Annotated in this window: 20 protein-coding genes; 9 read left to right on the plus strand and 11 right to left on the minus strand. The window is 68.9% G+C overall.

What is annotated here, in order from left to right; translation table 11 throughout:
- The first annotated feature begins 89 nt into the window (after positions 1-89).
- Complete coding sequence (locus AB5I40_RS32305) at positions 90-1,049, plus strand: hypothetical protein (protein WP_370933991.1); 960 nt, start codon at positions 90-92, stop codon at positions 1,047-1,049.
- Here the strand turns inward: AB5I40_RS32305 and AB5I40_RS32310 are convergent.
- Positions 1,032-1,865 (minus strand): LysR family transcriptional regulator, encoded by an 834-nt coding sequence (locus AB5I40_RS32310; protein ID WP_370933992.1) that lies wholly within the window; start codon positions 1,863-1,865, stop codon positions 1,032-1,034. The genes AB5I40_RS32305 and AB5I40_RS32310 overlap by 18 nt on opposite strands.
- Before the next feature lie 70 nt (positions 1,866-1,935).
- Here AB5I40_RS32310 and AB5I40_RS32315 point away from each other — a divergent pair, with 70 nt between their 5' ends.
- Positions 1,936-2,253, plus strand: coding sequence for a hypothetical protein (locus tag AB5I40_RS32315; RefSeq protein WP_370933993.1), 318 nt, complete (start codon positions 1,936-1,938; stop codon positions 2,251-2,253).
- Positions 2,250-2,981: an SDR family NAD(P)-dependent oxidoreductase gene (locus AB5I40_RS32320; RefSeq protein ID WP_370933994.1), complete on the plus strand. Its 732-nt coding sequence runs from the start codon at positions 2,250-2,252 to the stop codon at positions 2,979-2,981. Before AB5I40_RS32315 ends, AB5I40_RS32320 begins: the two co-directional genes overlap by 4 nt.
- A gap of 3 nt (positions 2,982-2,984) precedes the next feature.
- On the opposite strand, the gene AB5I40_RS32325 is transcribed toward AB5I40_RS32320, so the two are convergent.
- The 3 genes from AB5I40_RS32325 to AB5I40_RS32335 are packed head-to-tail and all read right to left on the minus strand — an operon-like array spanning position 2,985 to position 5,696.
- Positions 2,985-3,755, minus strand: coding sequence for an alpha/beta fold hydrolase (locus AB5I40_RS32325; RefSeq protein WP_370933995.1), 771 nt, complete (start codon positions 3,753-3,755; stop codon positions 2,985-2,987).
- A 14-nt stretch (positions 3,756-3,769) separates the two neighbouring features.
- Entirely contained in the window at positions 3,770-4,861 is a 1,092-nt protein-coding gene (locus AB5I40_RS32330) for an NADH:flavin oxidoreductase/NADH oxidase (protein WP_370933996.1), read from the minus strand.
- Between the two features lie 46 nt (positions 4,862-4,907).
- Complete coding sequence (locus tag AB5I40_RS32335; RefSeq protein ID WP_370933997.1) at positions 4,908-5,696, minus strand: IclR family transcriptional regulator; 789 nt, start codon at positions 5,694-5,696, stop codon at positions 4,908-4,910.
- A 57-nt stretch (positions 5,697-5,753) separates the two neighbouring features.
- On the opposite strand from AB5I40_RS32335, the gene AB5I40_RS32340 reads away from it, so the two are divergent.
- Positions 5,754-6,644 carry a polysaccharide deacetylase gene (locus AB5I40_RS32340; RefSeq protein ID WP_370933998.1) on the plus strand — a complete coding sequence of 297 codons (891 nt, stop codon included), beginning with the start codon at positions 5,754-5,756 and terminating at the stop codon, positions 6,642-6,644.
- On the opposite strand, the gene AB5I40_RS32345 is transcribed toward AB5I40_RS32340, so the two are convergent.
- Both AB5I40_RS32345 and AB5I40_RS32350 read right to left on the minus strand, forming a co-directional pair.
- Positions 6,592-7,803: an MFS transporter gene (locus AB5I40_RS32345; protein WP_370933999.1), complete on the minus strand. Its 1,212-nt coding sequence runs from the start codon at positions 7,801-7,803 to the stop codon at positions 6,592-6,594. The genes AB5I40_RS32340 and AB5I40_RS32345 overlap by 53 nt on opposite strands.
- Positions 7,804-7,826: 23 nt before the next feature.
- Positions 7,827-8,393: a TetR/AcrR family transcriptional regulator gene (locus tag AB5I40_RS32350; protein ID WP_370934000.1), complete on the minus strand. Its 567-nt coding sequence runs from the start codon at positions 8,391-8,393 to the stop codon at positions 7,827-7,829.
- Between the two features lie 84 nt (positions 8,394-8,477).
- Here AB5I40_RS32350 and AB5I40_RS32355 point away from each other — a divergent pair, with 84 nt between their 5' ends.
- From AB5I40_RS32355 to AB5I40_RS32365, 3 genes are all read left to right on the plus strand, one after another.
- Positions 8,478-9,617 carry an FAD-dependent oxidoreductase gene (locus AB5I40_RS32355; protein ID WP_370934001.1) on the plus strand — a complete coding sequence of 380 codons (1,140 nt, stop codon included), beginning with the start codon at positions 8,478-8,480 and terminating at the stop codon, positions 9,615-9,617.
- Positions 9,618-9,682: 65 nt separating this feature from the next.
- Positions 9,683-11,014 (plus strand): sensor histidine kinase, encoded by a 1,332-nt coding sequence (locus AB5I40_RS32360; protein ID WP_370934002.1) that lies wholly within the window; start codon positions 9,683-9,685, stop codon positions 11,012-11,014.
- A gap of 11 nt (positions 11,015-11,025) precedes the next feature.
- On the plus strand, positions 11,026-11,673 hold the full coding sequence (locus AB5I40_RS32365; protein ID WP_370934003.1) for a response regulator: 648 nt from the start codon (positions 11,026-11,028) through the stop codon (positions 11,671-11,673).
- A gap of 44 nt (positions 11,674-11,717) precedes the next feature.
- Here the strand turns inward: AB5I40_RS32365 and AB5I40_RS32370 are convergent, their stop codons facing one another.
- Positions 11,718-13,406 (minus strand): 2-isopropylmalate synthase, encoded by a 1,689-nt coding sequence (locus AB5I40_RS32370; RefSeq protein WP_370934004.1) that lies wholly within the window; start codon positions 13,404-13,406, stop codon positions 11,718-11,720.
- 203 nt (positions 13,407-13,609) lie between these two features.
- Here AB5I40_RS32370 and AB5I40_RS32375 point away from each other — a divergent pair, with 203 nt between their 5' ends.
- Positions 13,610-14,536: a LysR family transcriptional regulator gene (locus AB5I40_RS32375; RefSeq protein WP_370934005.1), complete on the plus strand. Its 927-nt coding sequence runs from the start codon at positions 13,610-13,612 to the stop codon at positions 14,534-14,536.
- Between the two features lies 1 nt (position 14,537).
- On the opposite strand, the gene AB5I40_RS32380 is transcribed toward AB5I40_RS32375, so the two are convergent.
- Together AB5I40_RS32380 and AB5I40_RS32385 are read right to left on the minus strand one after the other, a co-directional pair.
- Positions 14,538-15,251, minus strand: a complete 714-nt coding sequence (locus tag AB5I40_RS32380; RefSeq protein ID WP_370934006.1) for a GNAT family N-acetyltransferase — start codon at positions 15,249-15,251, stop codon at positions 14,538-14,540.
- A 108-nt stretch (positions 15,252-15,359) separates the two neighbouring features.
- Positions 15,360-16,091: a DUF2786 domain-containing protein gene (locus AB5I40_RS32385; RefSeq protein ID WP_370934007.1), complete on the minus strand. Its 732-nt coding sequence runs from the start codon at positions 16,089-16,091 to the stop codon at positions 15,360-15,362.
- Between the two features lie 136 nt (positions 16,092-16,227).
- Between AB5I40_RS32385 and AB5I40_RS32390 the strand changes: the two genes are divergently transcribed.
- Positions 16,228-17,661: a phytoene desaturase family protein gene (locus tag AB5I40_RS32390; RefSeq protein ID WP_370934008.1), complete on the plus strand. Its 1,434-nt coding sequence runs from the start codon at positions 16,228-16,230 to the stop codon at positions 17,659-17,661.
- Here AB5I40_RS32390 and AB5I40_RS32395 read toward each other — a convergent pair.
- Entirely contained in the window at positions 17,628-18,278 is a 651-nt protein-coding gene (locus AB5I40_RS32395; RefSeq protein WP_370934009.1) for a response regulator, read from the minus strand. The two genes, AB5I40_RS32390 and AB5I40_RS32395, sit on opposite strands and share 34 nt — an antisense overlap.
- Positions 18,275-19,417 (minus strand): sensor histidine kinase, encoded by a 1,143-nt coding sequence (locus AB5I40_RS32400; protein ID WP_370940658.1) that lies wholly within the window; start codon positions 19,415-19,417, stop codon positions 18,275-18,277. The genes AB5I40_RS32395 and AB5I40_RS32400 overlap by 4 nt, the downstream gene beginning before the upstream one ends.
- Positions 19,418-19,575: the final 158 nt, after the last annotated feature.

The raw sequence follows: 19,575 nt of genomic DNA on the forward strand, positions 1-19,575 counted from the left end.
CGCAGGACTGAACGCAATTAGCCCGACGGCTATCCGCGATCGACCGCGGACAGATGTTTTGCCCGCGCGACCGCCCTAGCGTGGGTCGCATGGTCCCGGCTGTCGCCCTCTTCTTTCTCGCTCCGCTGGTCGGCGAGTACCTGCTGGGCAACACTCCGGTGACCGATGTCGGCTCGCTTTTCTTGTTCGCGCCGATGTACGGCGGCGGCGCGCTGCTGATCCGCGAGGTCGCGCGCCGCACCGGGCGCGGCTGGGCGGCGATCGTCCCGTTCGCGGCGGCGTACGCGCTGCTGGAGGAGGGGCCGATCGACATGATGCTGTGGAATCCGGCTTACGGCGGGTTCGACATCGCTGCCGCTTACGCCGAAACGTACGTCCCGGCGCTGGGCACGAGCGTTCAGATGCTTCAGGACGTGCTGACCATGCACACCGTCTGGAGCATCTGCGTGCCGATCGCCATCGTGGAAGCCTTCTGCCGGTATCGCGCTCAGCCGTGGCTGGGCAAGGTCGGGCTGTCCGTGGTCGCGGTGGTGTTCGTTTCGGGGTCGGCGGCGTTGTGCGCGATGCAGATCGGGTCGACGGGGTTTGTCGCCTCGGCCGGTCAGCTGGGTTGGGCGTTCGCGGCCGTCGCCGGGTTGGTCGTGCTGGGATTCTGGCTGGGCAGGAGGTCGGTGCCGCCTCGGGACGGCGTCGCTCCCGCACCCGCGGTCGTGGGGGTCGCGGCGTTCGGGGTGACGAGTCTGGTGTGGTGCCGGGAATTTCTGCCGGAGGAGGTTTCGCAACGGGTGGTCGCGGCCGGGTGGTGCTTGCTGGTCGCGGCGGCGGTCGCGCTGGTGTACCGGTGGTGCCGGTCTGCCGGGTGGGGCGCGCGGCATCGGCTCGCGCTCGCCGCGGGTGCCCTGGTCACCTATGTCTGGGTCGGCTGGCAGCATGCTCGTGACATGGACATTCCGCGAACGACGGCGCTGCTCAGCACCATCGGGTTCGCGATCGCGGTGGCGGTGCTGTTGCTGGCGGCGTTCAACCGAGCTTCAGCGGACCGAATCTAGCGCCGCGTTCACGAACGAAGCCACCTGCGGCCGCCGGTCCTGTTCGTTCCAGGCGAGCACCAGCTGGCTGGGCGGAGCGTCCTCGATCGGCACGCAGACGACACCCGGCGGGACCTGGTCGACCAGCGACCGCGGCAGCACGCCGACCATTCGTTCCAGCGAGATGAGGTGCAGCAGCTGGACCACGTCGGCGACCTCCGGCCCGGTCCCCTCGACCCCGGGCACGCCTTTCCACGACGGCATCGTTTCTCCGTCCAAATCGGACAGTCGAACTGATTCGCGTCCGGCCAGCCGGTGCGCGGCGGGGACGATGGCGACGCGGTCCTCGGCGTGCAGGTTTTCGTAGTCGAGCCCGGTCAGGTCGTCGAACGGGATGAACAGGAGGCCGACGTCCGCGCGTCCGCTGAGCAGGAAATCAGTGCGGTCGGCGGGGCCGCTGAAGAGGATGTCGACCTGGTGGGCGTCGGGATGGCGGGAGTACTCGGCGAGGATTCCGGACAGCAGTCCGGCGTCGCCGCCCGGTTTGAGCACCAGGCGCAGGTGGCTTTCCCCGGCGCGGCGGGCGTTGCGGGCGGCGGCGCTGACCGCGTTGAGCGCGTGCCGTCCGTGTTCCTGCAGGGCTTCGCCGGCCGCGGTCAGTTCGACGTGCCGGCTCGAGCGGGCGAACAATTGCACACCGAGCCGGGTTTCGATGCGCTGGATCGCCTTCGACAACGCCGGCTGGGCGATCGACAGCCGCACGGCGGCGCGGCCGAAGTGCAGCTCGCTGGCGACGGCCAGGAAGTACTCGAGTTCGCGCGTCTCTAGCTCAGCCATGCCTCCAGGTTATCGTCGAATAGCGAATCGGTCTTGGACGTCCGGCCGAAATGCGGGCAAAACTTGAAGCATGATCACGCACACGATGATTGTTTCATTCGACCAGCCGGTGCCTGACGCCGAGCTGGATCAGTACCTCGGAGATATCAAAGAGGCGATGCTGGCGACCGGGTTCGCCGAGTCGGTCGAGACCCGCCGCCACCTGCCGATCCCTGGCGAGGACGCCATCCCGGCGCTCATCGCGACGGCGATCGTCCAGGTCACCGTCGCCGACCTCGACACGCTGGCCAAGAGCTTCACCGCGCCCGAACTGCACGCGGTGATCGACCGGTGGCAGGCGCGGCATTCCTACCGCGTGGCCTGGGCGAACCACGAGTCGCTCTCGTGAGCGGGCGGCGTGGGCTCGTCACCGGGGCGGGCAGCGGGATCGGCCGGGCGGCGGCGATCGAGTTCGCCCGAAGCGGGGCGGCGGTGGCCGTGCTGGACATCGACGAGGCCGCGGCGGCGGAGACCGTCGAGCTGATCAAGAAGGACGGCGGCGATGCGCTTGTCGTCCGGGTTGACATCGGCGATGAGGCTTCGGTGCAGGCGGCGGTCAAGCAGACCGTCGAGGCGTACGGCGGGCTCGACTTCGCGGTGAACAACGCCGGTTTGTCGTCGCACAAACGCGTCGACCAGCTGACCCTCGCCGAGTTCGAGCGGGTCGTGCAGGTGAACCTGTCCGGGACCTTCCTGTGCATGAAGTACGAACTGCCGCACCTGAAGGGCGGCGCGATCGTGAATGTCGCGTCCAACGGCGGGCTGTACGCGATCCCGAACGCTCCCGCTTACGTCGCGGCGAAGCACGGGATCGTCGGCCTGACCAAGGTGGCGGCGGTGGACTATGCGGCGGAAGGCATCCGCGTCAACGCGGTGTGCCCGGGGCCGACGCGGACGCCGGGGTTCGACAAATGGGCCGGCGACCCCGACCTGATCGCCCGGCAGGAGGCGATCACTCCGCTCGGCAGGCTGGCCACGCCGGAGGAAGCCGCCGCGGCCGTGGTCTGGCTGTGCTCGGACGCCGCGTCGTACGTCACCGGGACCACGCTGTCGGTCGATGGCGGACGGCGGGCGTAATTCCTAGAGCGCGCCCGCCAGGAGCTGGGCGGTCTCGGCGGGCGATTCGACGGGGAAGTGGTGGCTGCCGAGGTCGACCAGCTCGATCCGGATCCGGTCGCCGTAACGGTCGATCGCCTCCTGAGTGATGATCGAGCGCACGGCGAACAGCACGACCGGCTGGGCGACTTCGCGCAGCGCCGCGTCCATGTCCCAGCGCGCCAAGCCTTCGAGCGAGTGCAGGCCGGCGGGCTGGCGTACGGAGCCCATCTTCTTGGTATACGAGTCCACTAAGGACGGATCGGTGCCTTCGGGCGAGCCGGCCTCGACCATGCCGCGCATCGCACCGGCGAAGTCCTCCCGGAACGGCTGCAGCAACGCCTGGACGTCTGTCTCGCTCTGCGCGGGGAACAAGTTCAAGTAGTGCAACGCTTCCAGCGCGATGACCTGGGTGACCGTGTGAGGAAGCTGGCGGGCGGTCTCGACCGCGACCGCTCCGCCGAGCGAATGCCCTGCTACGACGGCGGAATCAACCGACTCGGCGGCCAGTACGGCGGCGACGTCGCGAGCGAATTCCTCAATCGTCCAAGTGTCGCGCTCCGACCGTGAGTCGCCGTGCTCGGCGAGATCGACGGCCAGCACCCGGACCTCGGACGGGAGGTGCTCGATGATCGTGTCGAAGTCCCCGCGGTCGCAGCCCCAGCCGTGGATGAGCGTCAGCGCGGGCCCGTCGGCGGGACCGGTTGCGGTGTAATGGATTCTCGTGCCGTCCGGACGGACGGTTTCGCGGTTCATGGTGATGTTCCTCGTCAGAAAGCGCGCTGGTAGCGGACGGGCCAGGTCTCTTTGGGCTGGTTTCGCAAGGCGAGGTACGGATCGCGCAGCAGCGGGCGTCCCAGCAGGACAGCGTCGGCCTTGCCCTCGCGGATGACCTGGCCCGCCGTGGCGAGGTCGGTGATCTGGCCGACTGGCGCGACAGCCAGCCCGGACGCTTCCTTGAGTGCGGCGGCGAAATCGACGTTCAAGCCCTTCCGATCCGGTGGCCGGGCACCCCGATCGCGCACGAGCACGCCAGAGGTGACGTCGAGAAGGTCGATCCCAATGGCCGCCAGTTCCTTGGCGAACTCGGCCGCGTCGTCGATCGTGATGCTCTCCTCGACCCAGTCGGTGGCGGTGATGCGGACGAACACCGGCTTGTCCTCGGGGAACGCCTCCCGCACGGCGCGGGCCACGCGCAGCGGGAAGCGCATCCGGTTCCGCGAACTCCCGCCGTACTCGTCGGTGCGCTGATTGGACAGCGGGGACAGGAACTGGTGCAGCAGATACCCGTGCCCGGCATGGATTTCGACGGCCTGGTAACCGGCCAGCTCGGCCATCCGGGTCGCGTGCGCGAACTCCTCGACGACCCGGTCCAAGTCCGCCGAGGCGGCCGGGCGGGGCATCGCCAGATTGCCGAACGGGATCGCCGACGGTGCGATCAGTTCCCAGCCGCCGTCGGCGACCGGCACCGGTTCGTTCTGGCCGTCGCCGACCCACGGGACCTGGTGCGATCCCTTGCGACCCACGGCGTTCAGCTGCACCGCGGGCACCGCGCCGTGGCCGGAGACGAACGACGTGAGCTTCCGGTGCGCCAGCGCCTGTTCTTCGTTCCAGAGCCCGAGATCGGCCAAGGTGCATCGGTTGTCCGGGCTGATCGCGGTGGCCTCGACCATGACCAGCCCGACGCCGCCGATCGCGCGGGAGCCGTAATGCGCCAGATGCCATTCGGTCGGCAGACCGTCCGGGTCGGCCGCGTACTGCGCCATCGGGGACATCCAGACGCGGTTGCGGAAGGTGACGTCGCGCAAGCGCAACGGCGTGCTTTCCGGGAACTCCGCGCTGGACGCGCTGAACTCGCTCATGCCACTACACGGTACGCCTCATTCCGCATCGCGGCACACGTGCTGGTCAGCCAGCGGCAAGCAGACGGCTGACCTCGGCCGCGGCGGCCACGACCAGCGGCGCGAAAGTCTTCTCCTGCACGCGGGTGTACCTGGTATCGGGCACGGCGAGTGTGATCGCCGCCACCGGCTGTCCGGCCGGATTCGTGATGGCCGCGCCGATCGACGACACCTGCGGGCGGAACCACGACGAGGACCCGTTGAGCGCGTACCCGCGCTTTGCGGCCTGCGCGATGTCACGACGGAGCGCGGCGAAATCCGGTGCCGGGGTCTGGGCGAACTCGGGAAGTTCGTGCGTGAACAGCTCATCGACCTCGGATTCGTCGAGCAGCGCCATGATCGCCGTGCCGCCGGACGTGGCGAGCAGCGGCACCCGCGTGCCGACATCCAGCACGACTCGCACGATCTGGTCGGTGTCCTGGCTGGCGACGACGACGAGACTGTCGCCGTCGCGTTCGGCCAGCATGACGGTTTCGTTCGTCCCGGCCGCGAGCCGCTTGATGACCGGGTCTGCGATCTCCTTGAGGTCCGGCTTCCCGCAGTCGCGCAACCCGAGCGCCAGCACCCTCGGCGCGACACCCCAGCGCGCGCGTTCCTCGTCCACGACCTTCAGCCATCCCGCCTGCTGAAGTGTGATCAGGCCGCGCTGGACGGTGCTCTTCGGGATCTCCGTGGAGCGCGCCAGTTCGGAGACGCCGACCGGCTGTCGCTGGGCGACTTCTTCGAAGACTCGCAGCGTGCTGAGGACGCTGTTCATCGACCGGACACCCGGCTTGTCGGCCTCTTCGTCGCGCATGTGCCTCATCGTGGCACAGCGATACGATGAGGGCGCGCGTCGTCTTGGGGAGGAAGCATGACCGAACCGTGGCAGTGGAGCGAGCAGACCTGGCGGGACCACGTCGGCCGCGTGCGTGCTGGGCGGCCGTTGCGGCCGGAATCCTGGCCGGGCGGCGCGAAGGTAGCGGTGGCGTTGTCGTTTGATTCGGACCACGAGACGCTCGCGCTGCGCGACGGTCACGTGCTGCCGGGCAAGCTGTCGCAGGGGGAGTACGGCTCGCGGGTCGGCGTGCCGCGAGTGTTGAAGCTGCTTGAGCGGTTCGGGGCGCCTTCGACGTTCTTCGTGCCCGCGGTGTCGGCGTTGCTGCACGATGGCGAGGCGCAGTCCTATGTGGACGCCGGACACGAGGTCGCGCTGCACGGCTGGATCCACGAAATCAATGCTCAACTGCCGCCCTCAGCCGAACGCGAGCTCACCTTCCGGGCCGCGGACACCTTGGAACGGCTCACTGACACGCGTCCAGTCGGCATCCGCACCCCGTCCTGGGACTTTTCCGCAACCACCCTCCCGATCATCCGGGAACTGGGCCTGGCCTACGACTCGTCGCTGATGGCGGACGACGACTGCTACGAGATCCTCGCTGACGGTGAGCCGACCGGCGTCGTCGAGCTTCCGGTGGAGTGGATCCGTGACGACGCCCCGTATTTCACGATGAATCGCTTCGGCTCGCAGCGCCCGTACACCCCGCCACAGGGAGTGTTGTCGATCTGGCGCGACGAGTTCGACCTCGCTCTGGCTGACGGTGGACTTTTCCAGCTCACCATGCATCCGCACGTCATCGGACATCGTTCCCGCATCGCGGTTCTCACCGAACTGCTGGAGCACATCGCTTCGCACGACGGGGTCTGGTTCGCTACGCACGCTCAGGTCGCGGACTACGTTTCGGAACCCGCCGCCAGTGAATAGCCGCCACGACAACGCCGACGACCGCGGCTAACACTCCGGAAAGGACGAACGTCGTCCCCATTCCGACGGCGTCGATCACCGGCTGCGCGATCAGCGGCGACGAGAACTGCCCGAGGAACAACGCGGACGTCAGCAATCCCAGCGACCTCGTCCGCACGCCGGGTGCGGCCGTCGAGACCAGCCAGCCGTTGACGGTCGGGTTCTGCAGCCCGATGCCAAGTCCGACCACGACCATGCCGAGTGCGGCGGTCCACAACGCACCAGCGGTGCCGAGCACGACCAGCCCGACGGCGAACGCGGCGAACATCGTGATCGCCAGCGTCGGGAAGGACCAGCGGGCGCGCAGCCGGCGGAAGTTCAAGCCCACCAAGGTCATCACCAGGTTGACCGCGGCGATCAACGCTCCCGCGACGGCCGGTCCCGCGCCGCCGACTTCCGCCAGCCAGAACGGGGCTTGCGTCGGAACGGTGTAGAAGACGACAACGCCGATGAAGATCAGCGCGTACAACCCGAGCAGCCGTGGCTGCCAGGGTGACGCGGCTGTGGTGGGGTCCGTCGGATCGGCCGGCTGGACGGGTGCGTCCGGCACGAAGCGCAGCACGAGGGCCAACATCGGAACCGCCAGCAGGTAGATGGCGAACGGTCCTCGCCAGTCCACCGCGGCCAGCAAGCCGCCGAGCAGCAGTGCGACGACGCCGCCGAAACCCATTGCCGCGCCTTGCAATCCGAGAACCCGGCCGTGCTCGTCAGCGTGGTGGTGATCGGCGATCAACGCGGTCGACGTGGTCATGATCCCGGCGATGCCGATCCCGAGCACGGCCCGTCCGACGAGCAGCGCGGGGAGAGAATCCAGTAGCAGACCGGATCCGCCGCCGACGGTGTAGAGCGCGAGGCAGGCGACCAGCAGCGGCACGCGTCCGGTCCGGCCGCTCAGCTTGGCCAGCAACGGTGCGGACACCATGATCGCCAGCCCGGGCAGCGTGAGCACCAGCCGGACGAGAAGTTCCGCGTGCGGTTCGGCGGCGAAGTGCTGTTGCATGCCGGGCAGCGCGGGAGTGATGGTGGCGCTGGCCATGATGGTCATGGTGCTGACGCCGAGCAGCGTCGCCAGCAAGGACTTTGGTGGGCGCCGCACTCCGGCGTCAGTCGTTTCGGTCACGACGCCGAAGGTAGAACCTCAACTTAACTCGAAGTCAATGCCGCGACCGCGTGCTGGTAGTGCTCGGCGGTTGGCGCGGAGTCCGGTGCGGCGAGCCAGATCAGGGACGCGCCGTTGATCGCGACGTGGTACAGCTGCGCCAGTCCGTCCAGTTCGGACGGCGGAAGCTGCGGATGGACGGCACCGAGGATCTTCGTGAGCGCGTCGGTGCTTTGCCGCATCGCCGGAGCCATCGTCGTCGGCGAATCGCCCGTGCGGACGAGGCGGGTGAGGTGTTCCAGGGACGTCAGCAGGTGGGTCTGCACTGAGGCGAACGCCTCGGGCAGTCGTCCGCAGAACTCGGCGAAGGTTGTGCCGGGGTCGGCTCCGGCTGGGGTCTCGCCGAGAGTTTTCTCGATCCAGGCACCCAGCGCGTCGCCGATGGCTTCGTTGGCGGCTTGCGCGAGCAGCGCGTCTTTCGTGCCGAAGTGGTAGCCGATCGCGGCCAGGCTGACGCCTGCTTCGGACGCGATGTCGCGTGCCGTCGTGCTCAGGCCGCGCTCGCGCAAGCAGGCGCGTGCGGCCTCCAGGAGATCCTCTCGGTTACCCACGGCGAACACCTTACCCGGCTGTCTCAGACGATGTTTTGCACAACGTCTTGCACAATGTACTAATCCGCCGCTACCGTCGGACCAGTGAAAATCGTGATCAGTGGGGGCGGGATCGCCGGGAACGCGTTGGGGGTGGCGCTGGGCCGTCGCGGGATCAGCGCCACCGTGCTCGAACGGGCGGACGGTCCGCGGATCGGCGGGCACACGGTGGATCTGCGCGGGCACAGTCAGGACGTGCTCCGCGAGTGGGGGCTGCTCGAGGATGTGCGCGCGGTGCGGGTGGCAGAGGAGCGGATGGTCGCGGTCGGTCGGGACGGGGGCGAGTTGTGGCGGATGCCCGCGCAGGTCGGCGGGATCGTGGCCGACGTCGAGGTCGGCCGTGAGGACCTGAACGCGGTGCTGGCGAAGGCGTCCCCTGCGGAAGTTCACTATGGAGAACACCTGGTGGACGCGGACTTCACCGCCAGCGGAGTGCGGGTGGAGACCAGCCGCGGTCGCCGGATCGACGCGGATCTCCTGGTGATCGCCGAGGGCACGCGATCTTCTTCGCGGACACGATGGTTTCCGGCTGCGGAGGCGCGGTACTTGGGCGGCTATCTCGCCTTCGTCGCGGTGCCGTATCCCCGCGAATTCGGTGTGGACATGCGGATGTTCGCTGCGGGAGGCGGTGTGATGGTCGCCATCCGGCCGGGCCGCGTCGGTGGCCAAGCCTTGATCGCCGTACGGGCGCCTCGACGCGAAGACCTTGCCAGAGACGTTGGGGCACAACGGAAATTCATCACGGACAGCATTAAGCAGGCCGGGATCGCGGGCGATTGGCACCTGCCGTCGGTGCTCGACGCGATCGCGCACGACCCTGGTTTCCACTGTGACGAGCTGGTGAAAGTCACCGCACCGTCGTGGTCGGCCAGGCGGATGGTGCTGCTCGGCGATACGGCGTGGGCGGGCTCGCCGATGACCGGGCTCGGCACCGCGATGGCGATCATGGGCGCGGAGGCGTTGGCCGCCGCTGCCGAAGCAGGCGACCTCGGCAGTTACGAAACCCGGATGCGCCGGTTCGTCCACTGGGGACACCGGGACGCGACCCCAGCGATGTTGAAACGGTGGGCTCCCGGCACCGCTCGGCAGGTGCGGCTGAACGCGATGGTGATGCGGATGTTCACGCGTACGCCGTTGCGCCGCTTGCTCGCCAGGGCCGACAATCCGCCGCCGTGGTATGCCTAGCCCTACCTGCGAGACTACGGGCAAACCGATCGAAGCCGGGCGCCGCGCTGGCTAATCTGGATCACGTGCCTACCGTCTCTCCCACCGCGAAACCGCGCACCGTACTGGATGCCTTGGCGCGGCGGACATTCCTGATTTCCTCTTGGCCGTGGCGGGCGTTGCTGTACGGGCTGAGCACCGGCCCGATGACGTTGCTGTTCGGGCTTCCGTTCGGGTTCTGCCTGCTGCCGCTCGCGGTTCTGGTCAGCCGGGTCGTGCAGGGGCAGACCTCGAACCTGGCGCTGGTCGCGGTGTTCTCAGTGTTCGGCATGCTGCTGTTCCTGAGCGCGGGTCCGGCGTGGGCGGCGGTGGTGGCCGGGGTCGAACGGCAGCGGTTGCGCATGGTCGACCTCAACCCGGTGACTGTCCCCTTTGGACCCGTCAGCGAACCGGGCTGGTGGCCCCGAATGCGGGCGCGCTACACCGAACCGGCGTCGTGGCGCGAACTCGGCTACGCGGTTCTGTTGTGCACCGCGATTCCCGCGGTGTACGCGGTCGCCGGGATGGTGGCGCTGTTCGCGGTGGTTTTGGTGGCCAGTCCGCTGCTGGTGAACGCGAACGACACGATTTCGATTGGCTTCACTGAAGTTTCCACTCCGGGAGGGGCCGTTCCGTACGCGCTGGGCGGAGTGGTGCTGCTCGTGCTGTCGGGCTATCTGTTGTCCGGATGTGCTGGCCTGCACGCGATGCTGGCCCGTTCGCTGCTCACCGACGGTGCGGCCGAGAAGCTGCGTGGCGAGCTGACCGAGGTGTCGCAATCCCGTACGCGGCTGTTGTCGGCCTTCGACGCGGAACGCAAGCGCATCGAACGCGATCTGCACGACGGGGCGCAGCAACGCCTGGTCGGGCTGAGCTTGCAACTGGGGCTCGCGAAGGTCGACCTGCCGCCGGATTCGGCGGCGGCGAAGGCGGTGTCGGACGCGCACGATCAGGCCAAGAAGCTGATGGTCGAGCTGCGTGAGCTGATCAACGGAATCCACCCGCGGGCGCTCGCCGAACTCGGCTTGCCCGCCGCGTTGGAGGAACTCGCCGACGGTTGCGCGGTGCCGGTCACCGTTGATGTGGCGGTGCCTTCGCGGTTGCCGGAGCCGGTGGAATCCACCGCGTACTTCGTGGTGGCCGAGTCGCTGACCAATGTCGCCAAGCATTCCGCGGCCAGCTGCGCCTCGGTGACCGCCAAAATTGTCGGTCGGGTCCTTACCCTTGAGGTATGGGACAACGGGGCAGGAGGTGCTGATCCGGCACGAGGGACCGGGATCACCGGGTTGAGCGACCGGGTCGCCGTGCTGGGCGGGCGGATGTGGGTGCGCAGTCCGGTCGGCGGGCCGACCGTCGTGCGAGCGGAGCTGCCGTGCTGAGGGGAGAGCCGATGCGGGTCGTCCTCGCCGAAGACGAGGTGCTGCTGCGCGAGGGATTGTGCGGGTTGCTGGAGCGGTTCGGCTTCGAGGTCGTCGCCGCGGTGGGCGATGCCGAGGGGCTGCACGCCGCCGTGCGCGAGCACGATCCGGACCTGGTGCTCACCGACATCCGGATGCCGCCCGGGCATTCGGACGAGGGCTTGCGCGCCGCGGTCGAGCTGCGGCGCACGCGGCCGGAGCTGGCCGTAGTGGTGCTGAGCCAGTACGTCGAACACCATCACGCGGCCGAGTTGCTCGATTCCGCCGAGGGGCGCGGCGTCGGCTACCTGCTCAAGGACCGGGTGGTCGACGTCGAGGAATTCGTCGGGACGCTGCGCCAGGTCGTCGACGGCGGGACGGCGGTGGATCCGCAGGTGGTGCGCCAGTTGCTGCGCCGCCGAGCCGACCCGATCGCCCGGCTGTCGGCGCGGGAGCGGGAGGTCCTGTCGCTGATCGCCGAGGGCCATTCCAACGCGTCGATCGCCCGGCGGCTGGTGGTGTCCGACGCGGCGGTGGGCAAGCACGTGGGGAGCATCCTGTTGAAACTCGACCTTCCGCCGACGGACGACGGAAACCGGCGCGTGCTGGCAGTGCTGGCGTTTCTGCGCGGGGGCGGCTGAAAGCGGTGCGAGCGCAGTGTCCGTCTGCGCTCGCACCGCTGGGGTCAGGCGGCGTTGACCACTGCGGTCAGGCTGGCCGCGAGTACGGAACGGTCCCGTCCAGCTGTCCACTGTGTACCGCTGTCGGTGCGGTATTCCAGCAGTGTCAACGCTTCGCTGTCATTGCCGGAGCCGATGCTCGTTTGGTGCAGCGCCACGATGTCGACCTTCCGCCCGTGCGCGCCGAGCGCCGCGGTGAGCGCTTCGACCGGCCCGGTTCCGGTGTGCGTGGTGGTGTGCTCGGTTCCGTCGACGCGCAGGGTGATGCTGGTGTGCTCGTCGGCCGAGTTTTCGAAGCGGGACAACGCGATCGCCGGGTTCGGCTGCAGGTAGGCGGCTTCGAAGAGCTGCCACAGTTCGGTCGCGGTCACCTCATGACCGGAGTCGTCGGTGTGCTCCTGGACGCGGCGCGCGAACTCGATCTGCAGCCGGCGCGGCAGCGTGATCCCGTACTCGCTTTCCAGCAGGTAGGCGATTCCGCCCTTGCCGGACTGCGAGTTCACCCGGATCACGGCGGCGTAGTCGCGACCGAGGTCGGCCGGGTCGATCGGCAGGTACGGGACGCGCCAGTCCAGTTCCCGCGCGGGCACGCCGGTTTCCGCGGCGCGCGCGTGATGTTCGGCGAAACCCTTCTTGATCGCGTCCTGATGGGTGCCGCTGAACGCGGTGTGCACCAGGTCGCCGACGTACGGATGCCGTGCGTGGACCTCGATCCGGTTGCAGTATTCGACGGTGCGGCGGATCTCGTCGATGTCCGAGAAGTCGATCATCGGGTCGACGCCCTGCGCGTGCAGGTTCAGCGCCAGTGTCGCCAGGTCGACATTGCCGGTGCGCTCGCCGTTGCCGAAAATGCAGCCCTCGACGCGTTCGGCCCCGGCCAGCACGGCGAGTTCGGCGCAGGCGACGCCGGTGCCTCGGTCGTTGTGCGGGTGCACGGACAGGATCACCGAATCGCGGCGGGCGAGGTTGCGGTGCATGTACTCGATCTGGTCGGCGTACACATTGGGCGTCGCGATCTCGACGGTCGCCGGCAGGTTCAGGATCACCGGACGGTCCGGGCTCGCCTGCCACGTCTCGGTGACCGCGTCGCAGACCTCCAGCACGTAGTCCGGTTCGGTCAGGTTGAAGACCTCGGGGGAGAACTCGAAACGGACGTTCGGCAGGTCGCCGGCCGCGCGCAGAACGTCGCGGGCACCGTCGAGGATCAGTTCTTTCAGCGCCGCCTGATCGTGGCCGAGCACCACCGTGCGCCAGGTCGGCGCGGTGGCGGTGTACAGGTGGATGACGACGTCGTTGCGGATGCCGCGGACGGACTCCACGGTCCGCTCGATCAGATCGCGCCGCGCCGGGGTGAACACGACGATGGTGACGTCGTCCGGGGCGAGATCGGTGTCCGCCAGCAGCCGGACGAAGTCGTAGTCGGTCTGCGAGGCGGACGGATAGCCGACCTCGATTTCCTTGTACCCCATGCTGATCATCAGCTCGAAGAACCGGCGTTTGCGCGCCGGGTCCATCGGCTCGGCCAGCGCCTGGTTGCCGTCGCGCAGGTCGACCGGCACCCAGAGGGGAGCGTGCGTGATGCGGTTGCCGGGCCAGGCGCGGCCGGTGTTGGGGACGTCGACGCGCTGGTAGACGTCGCGGTAGCGGTGCGACGGCATGCGGGAGGGTCGCTGCCGGTTCCAAACGGTGTTCATCTGCGGTCCTTCATGTAGTCGGAAGCCGACCGGCGCGCGTGCTTGCCCCACGGCGGGGGGCCGGTCCGGTCAGGCCCCGCCGTGGCGGCGAAGGAGAAGGAAGCGCGTGAACATCGAGGCGGAGCGTAGCACAACTCCTCAGACAAGTAGCGGGGTTGGGGCAAGTGGCCGCGGCGGGCGGCGCGAGCGCTTAGGATTGGCCCGTGGAGCTGGAATTCGTGCGGACCTTCGTCGCCGTCGTGGACGGAGGGCAGTTCCAGGAAGCGGCCGCGGAGCTGGGGATCACGCAGCAAGCGGTGTCCAAACGCGTCGGTGCGCTGGAGCGCGAGCTGGGGGTGCAGTTGTTCACCCGCACCGCGCGCGGTGCCCGGTTGAGCAGCGACGGCGAGGCCTTTCTGCCGCACGCGCGGGTGCTGTTGGACGCGGAGAAGCGCGCGCTCGCGGCGGTACGTCCGGAGATGCGCCCGCTGCGGGTGGACGTTCTGAATCGACGGACCAAGTCGGCGCAACTGGCGCTGAGTTTCCACCGGGCGTTCCCGGAGGTGGAGCTGCAGGTGGTGACCACCGGTGCCGAGCTGAGCTTCGACGCCGCCGTCGCCGCGGTCGCGGCCGGCTCGGTCGATGCGGCATTCCGTGGGGTGCCGAAGCGCGACCTCCCGGGCGGCGTGACGAGCGGCGTGGTGGACTACGACGCGCACGAGCTGCTGGTCGGCCCGCGCCACCCGTTCGCCGACCTGCCGTCGGTGCCGATCGCGAAACTGGTCGGCCACCGGATCTGGATGCCCGGGCTGTCGGCGAGCACGGAATGGGGCGCGTACTACGCGGAGCTGTCCGAGGCGTTCGACCTGACCATCGACGTGTCCGGTCCGGTCTTCGGCAACGAGACGATGCTGGACGAACTGGCGACGTCGCCGGACCTGTCGACCTTCGTGGGCGCGGGCTCGCGCTACTTCTGGCCGGACGAGTACGACCTCCGCCGCGTACTGGTGGTCGACCCGACGCCGGTGTATCCGATGTCGCTGCTGTGGCGGCGGGAGCCAGCGCATCCGGACGTGCTGAAGCTGCGGGATTATCTGGTGGCGGGGCAGGAACCTGGGGACGGGGTTTGGCTGCCTGGCTGGGAGCAGTAGATCAGAGCGGGTGTTCGTACCAGACGTTCGGCTCGACGTACACGCCCAGATCCTGCTCCGTTGACGCCAGTACCGGTGCGATTCCGCCAGGTACGACGGTGTGTCCGTCTTCGAGGCGGACGCCGGTCCACTGCTCCCACTGCGCGAGCGTGCCGGTGACGGTCATCGCGAACGGCGCGATCTTCCGGAACTCCGCACCGAGCCGCTCGTGACTGCGCAGCCAAGGATCGGTGCCCCGGTCTAGATAGTCCACAATGGACTCCAGCGGTGGTTTGCCGGTCGGCCGCACCGGCACGACCAGCCGGGAAAGCCTGGCCCGGCGCGCCCGGTTCTTCAGCTCGACGAGCGCCTGCGCGGCAATCCCTTGCCCGCGCGCGGATTCCGCGACGTACACCTCCAGCGCGACGAGCGTGGTCGGCTCGCGGCCGTCGAGGTGGTCTTCGGCGGCCCAGACGAGCGCACCGTCCCAGCCGTGGTCGGGCAGCTCGGTTCGTTCCGCGGTCGGGAAGGCGACCGGGATCGCCGCCGCTCGCGCGACGGGAACCTCGCCATCGAGGAGGACCAGGAAGAACTCGGGCCAGTGCGCGGCGATCCGCTTCGAGCTGGCCAACCCGGCGGTGAGGCCTTGGCCGAGGAACTCCCCGCCGACGAATCCCAACTGGAGCGCGGGACCGCGCAGTTCGGGCCGAGTGGCAAGGTCTTCGATGCGAATCATGCGGTCTCCCGTCACTGCCCGGCGCGCTTGTCCGTGAGGGACTTCTTCACGGAATCAGCGGCCGTAAGGTTCCCTCGCAAACCGCGGCTCAGGAAAGCGGCACCGACCTCACCGCACCGGAAGTGCCGACCTCCGCCTCCCCAGCGCGGCCGGGTCGAGATTCGCCCGGGTCCCGGCCCGGTGCCCCTCCCGATACCCCGATCCCGACAACCGTCGTGGCGCAGCCGAGCGCAGGTCTCCGTACTCGCGATCAAAAGCCTGCTGCACCAACGCCGTCCGGTCCCGCACCACCAGTTCCGCCGACTTCCCGCCGGCGACATCGGAGTATGTCCGGGCGGCGTTCTCCTCCGCGACGCTCAGCCGCTCGTGCACCGCACGCGCGAACCCGTGCAGCCACGTCCGCCGATAAGCCGCCAGCGATTCGCGGAACACCCGTTCCTCGGGACGTACCCGCGTGAGCTGCGTGCTCGCCTGCAGCAAAAGACTGGTGTACAGCAACTCGACCCGCGCGAGATCGGTGCGGAAGCCGAACACGGTGACCTCTTCGACCCCTTGGCCGACTCGGTGCAGCAGGGTTCGGCAGCGCAACGGGTAGGCGATGCTGGTGAGCAGGCTGGCCTTGTCCCGGCTGTACGGATTGGCGATCGGCAGCCTCAGCACGGTGATGTCGTCGCCGCTTTGGCCGGACGCGGCCAGCATCGCGTTGTCGATCCCGTGCCGCGCGATCAGTTGCGCCGCTTTGGTGTTGTACAGCTCGGCTTCGGCGGGCGTGACGGCCGGGTCCTCGGCCTTGGCCAGCAGCTTCCGCACGCGCTCCAGCAACGTGTCGTGGTCGGGCATGACCCCCCCTCTCCAGCAGGCGCGGCCCGTGCGGACCGGCATGGGGTGCACGGTAGGCGTGGGGTACGACAATATTCGATCAGATGTTCGGGAGTGACACTGGGCGCCCGGTTCGTCGCAGCCGTAGGCTCGGGACGTGTCTCCGCCCGTCACGCTGGACGTCGCGGTCGTCGGCTCGGGGCCGAACGGCCTGGCCGCGGCCGTAGTGCTCGCGCGGACTGGGCTGTCGGTCGAGGTCTACGAGGCGGCGGGCGAGCCGGGCGGCGGGGCGCGGTCGAAGCACCTGTTCGACTCCGATGTTGTCCATGACATCTGCTCGGCGGTCCATCCGATGGCCGCGGCTTCGCCGTTTCTCCGGCAGTTCGATCTCGACCTCTGTCATCCCGAAATCCCGTACGCGCAGCCGATCGACGAGAAGACCACAGCGATCGCGTACGCGGACCTCGACCGCACCTGCGCGCGGCTAGGAAGCGACGGTGCGAGGTGGCGGCGCTTCATGACGCCGTTGGTCGAGCACAGCGCTGAGATCACCGAAGTGCTCCTCGGCGACCTTCGCCGCCCGCCGTGTCCGCGTACGGCGGCGTACATCGCGACGCGCGCTCTCGCGGCGACAGTGAACCCGTTCAAGGGCAAGGAAGCAGCAGCGCTGATAGCGGGTATCGAGGCGCATGCGCTCGGAAAGCTGCCGTCACTCATCGGCGGCGGTATCGCGGTACTGCTGAGTCATCTCGCGCACACCACTGGCTGGCCGATTCCCCGAGGCGGTTCGCAACGCATCACTGACGCTCTTATCGCCGATATCGAGGCACACGGTGGTCGCGTACGCACCAACGCGCGCGTCAACGACGTACGCGAGTTAGCGCACGCGCGCGCCGTACTGCTGGACCTAGCGCCCAAAGGCGTACTAGACCTGGCAGGGCCGCTCCTGCCGGGGCAGTACCGCAAGTCGCTGGAGAAAGTCCGTTACGGGCCTGCGGCAGCGAAGGTCGACTTCCTGGTCTCCGAAGAAATCCCCTGGCGCGAAAGGGAACTCGCTCAAGCTGGGACTGTCCACATCGGAGGGACACGAGCCGAGGTGCACGCGGCGGAAAACGCGGTAGCGTCCGGGAAACGGGCGAGGGACCCGTTCGTCCTCCTGTCCCAGCCGATGGCCGCCGACCCGACCCGCGGTCTCCCCGGCAAGCAGCCGATCTGGGCCTATGCTCATGTGCCGCAAGGAGATCCGCTCGATCCGACCGCGGCGATCATCCGGCGCATCGAACGCTTCGCTCCGGGTTTCCGCGACACGATCCTCGCGTCGCGCGCGATCCCGGCGAGCGAGTTCGAGGCCTATAACCCCAATTACGTCGGCGGCGACATCGCGGCCGCCGCGGTCACGATGCGCCAGGTGCTCGGGCGGCCGGTCCCGCGCTGGGATCCGTATCGGACTCCGTTGCGCGGCGTCTACCTGTGCTCGGCCGCGACGCCGCCCGGGCCGGGCGTGCACGGAATGGCCGGTCAACACGCCGCGGAACGGGTGCTGCGCAACGAATTCGGCTACCGTCCGGGCCGCACCAGGCCGGTTTCGTAAGCGATCACGACCGCTTGCGCCCGGCTGGAGATCCCGAGTTTGGGCATCAACCGGTTGAGGTGGGTCTTCACCGTGGCCTCGCTGACCAGCAGCTGAGCCGCGATCTCCCCGTTCGGCTTCCCGGTGCCGACCAGCCGGAGCACCTCGCGTTCGCGCTCGGTCAGCCTGCTCAGCTCCGGCGCGGGCTCGGCGGGCGGAGCGCTCGTGTACGACTCGACCAGCCGCCGCGTGATCGTCGGGCCGAACAGCATGTCCCCGCGCGCGACCGCTTGGATGCCGGAGATCAGCGTCTCCGGCGGACTGTCCTTGAGCAGGAATCCGGCCGCGCCGGCTCGCAGCGCGCGGTACACGTATTCGTCGAGGTCGAAGACGGTCAGGATCAGCACACGCGGGTTCTCCGGACCGGCGAGGATGCGGGCGGTGGCGGACACGCCGTCGAGGCCGGGCAGCCGGATGTCCATCAGGATCACCTCGGGCCGCAGCCGCGCCGCCTCGTGCACGGCTTCCAGCCCGTCGCGCGCTTCGCCGACCACCTCGACGCCCGGCGCGGCGTTGAGCAGCGCGACGAGGCCGGCGCGGACAAGGTCCTGATCGTCCACCACGAGCACACTGGTCACTGGGGTTCTCCGGAGGTCCGGCCTGGGTACGGGAGGGTCAGCACTACCTCGAACCCCGCCGGTTCGCGAGGCCCGATTTCGATTTCGCCACCGTACATACGCGCCCGCTCGCGCATGCCGACGAGGCCGTGACCGGCGGGATTGCCGTCGGCGCGCGGTCCGCCGCCGGAGTCGGCCACGCGCAGCCGCAGCGCGTCGGCCAGGTACTCGACGTCCAGCGAGGCGAACGAATCCGGCGCGTGCTTCAGCACGTTCGTCAAAGCTTCCTGCGCGACCCGGTACGCGCACAGCTGCTGGCCCGACGGCAACGTCCGCGGCGTTCCGGTGACCCGCAGCCGTACCGTGAGACCGGCCTCGCGAACCCGGCTGACCAGTGCGGGAAGCTCTTCGAGACCGGGCTGCGGACGGTATTCGCCCGGTTCGTGATGCGGCGGCCGCAGGACGCTGAGCAGGCGGCGGAGCTCGTCCAGCGCCTCGGTGGTCGTGCCGGTGATCGTGTCGAGCGCGCCGCGCGCGGTGTCCGGCGCGGACTCGAAGACGTACCGCGCGAGGTTGGCCTGCACGGAGATCACCGACAGATGGTGCGAGACGACGTCGTGCAGCTCGCGGGCGATGCGCAGCCGTTCTTCCACGACCGCCAGCTCGGCGCGGTCGGCACGTTCCGCGGTCGCGTGCAGGGCGAGCCCGCGGAGGTAGACCGAGTGTCCAATGAGGACAGTCGCGGACGCCTGCAAGACGGCGATCACGGTGTCGCCGATCGGGTTCGCGCTGTCGCTGACGAGCAGCGTCACCTCGAAACCGGCCATCGCGAACAGCGACGGCGGCCAGGCTTGCCGCACCGGATAGCGCGCCCAGACTGTGTAGGCGGCGATCAGCACGTCGGGACGGCCGAGCGTCGCGCGATACCCGGCCAGCGCGAACGCGCCGACGAGCACGGTGACCGCGATCAGCACGCCGATCGGGTAGCGGCGCCGGACCGCCAGCGGCGCCGCGCCCGCCACCGCGAGCAGCAATCCGGGCAGCCCCGGACGGTCGCCGAGGGAGCCGTGGTGGACCGCCGCCCCGGCGAAAAGGAATAGTCCGACCGCAGCCGCCAGCAGCGAATCCGCGAGGAGCGGCCGCGCCCGCCAGATCCGCATCACGCGCCCGAAACTACCTTCCTGACCGGCGGTTTCCCAATTTCCTACCGCGATCGCGGCAGTCCGCCTACCGCCAGGGTTTACGCGCGGATGCGGCGAGAGGTGGATTCCCGGGGGCGGATCGAGCGGTTACGGTCGGTGCTGAATGGTCATCCATT

This window comes from Amycolatopsis sp. cg13 (assembly GCF_041346965.1).
GTDB lineage: Bacteria > Actinomycetota > Actinomycetes > Mycobacteriales > Pseudonocardiaceae > Amycolatopsis.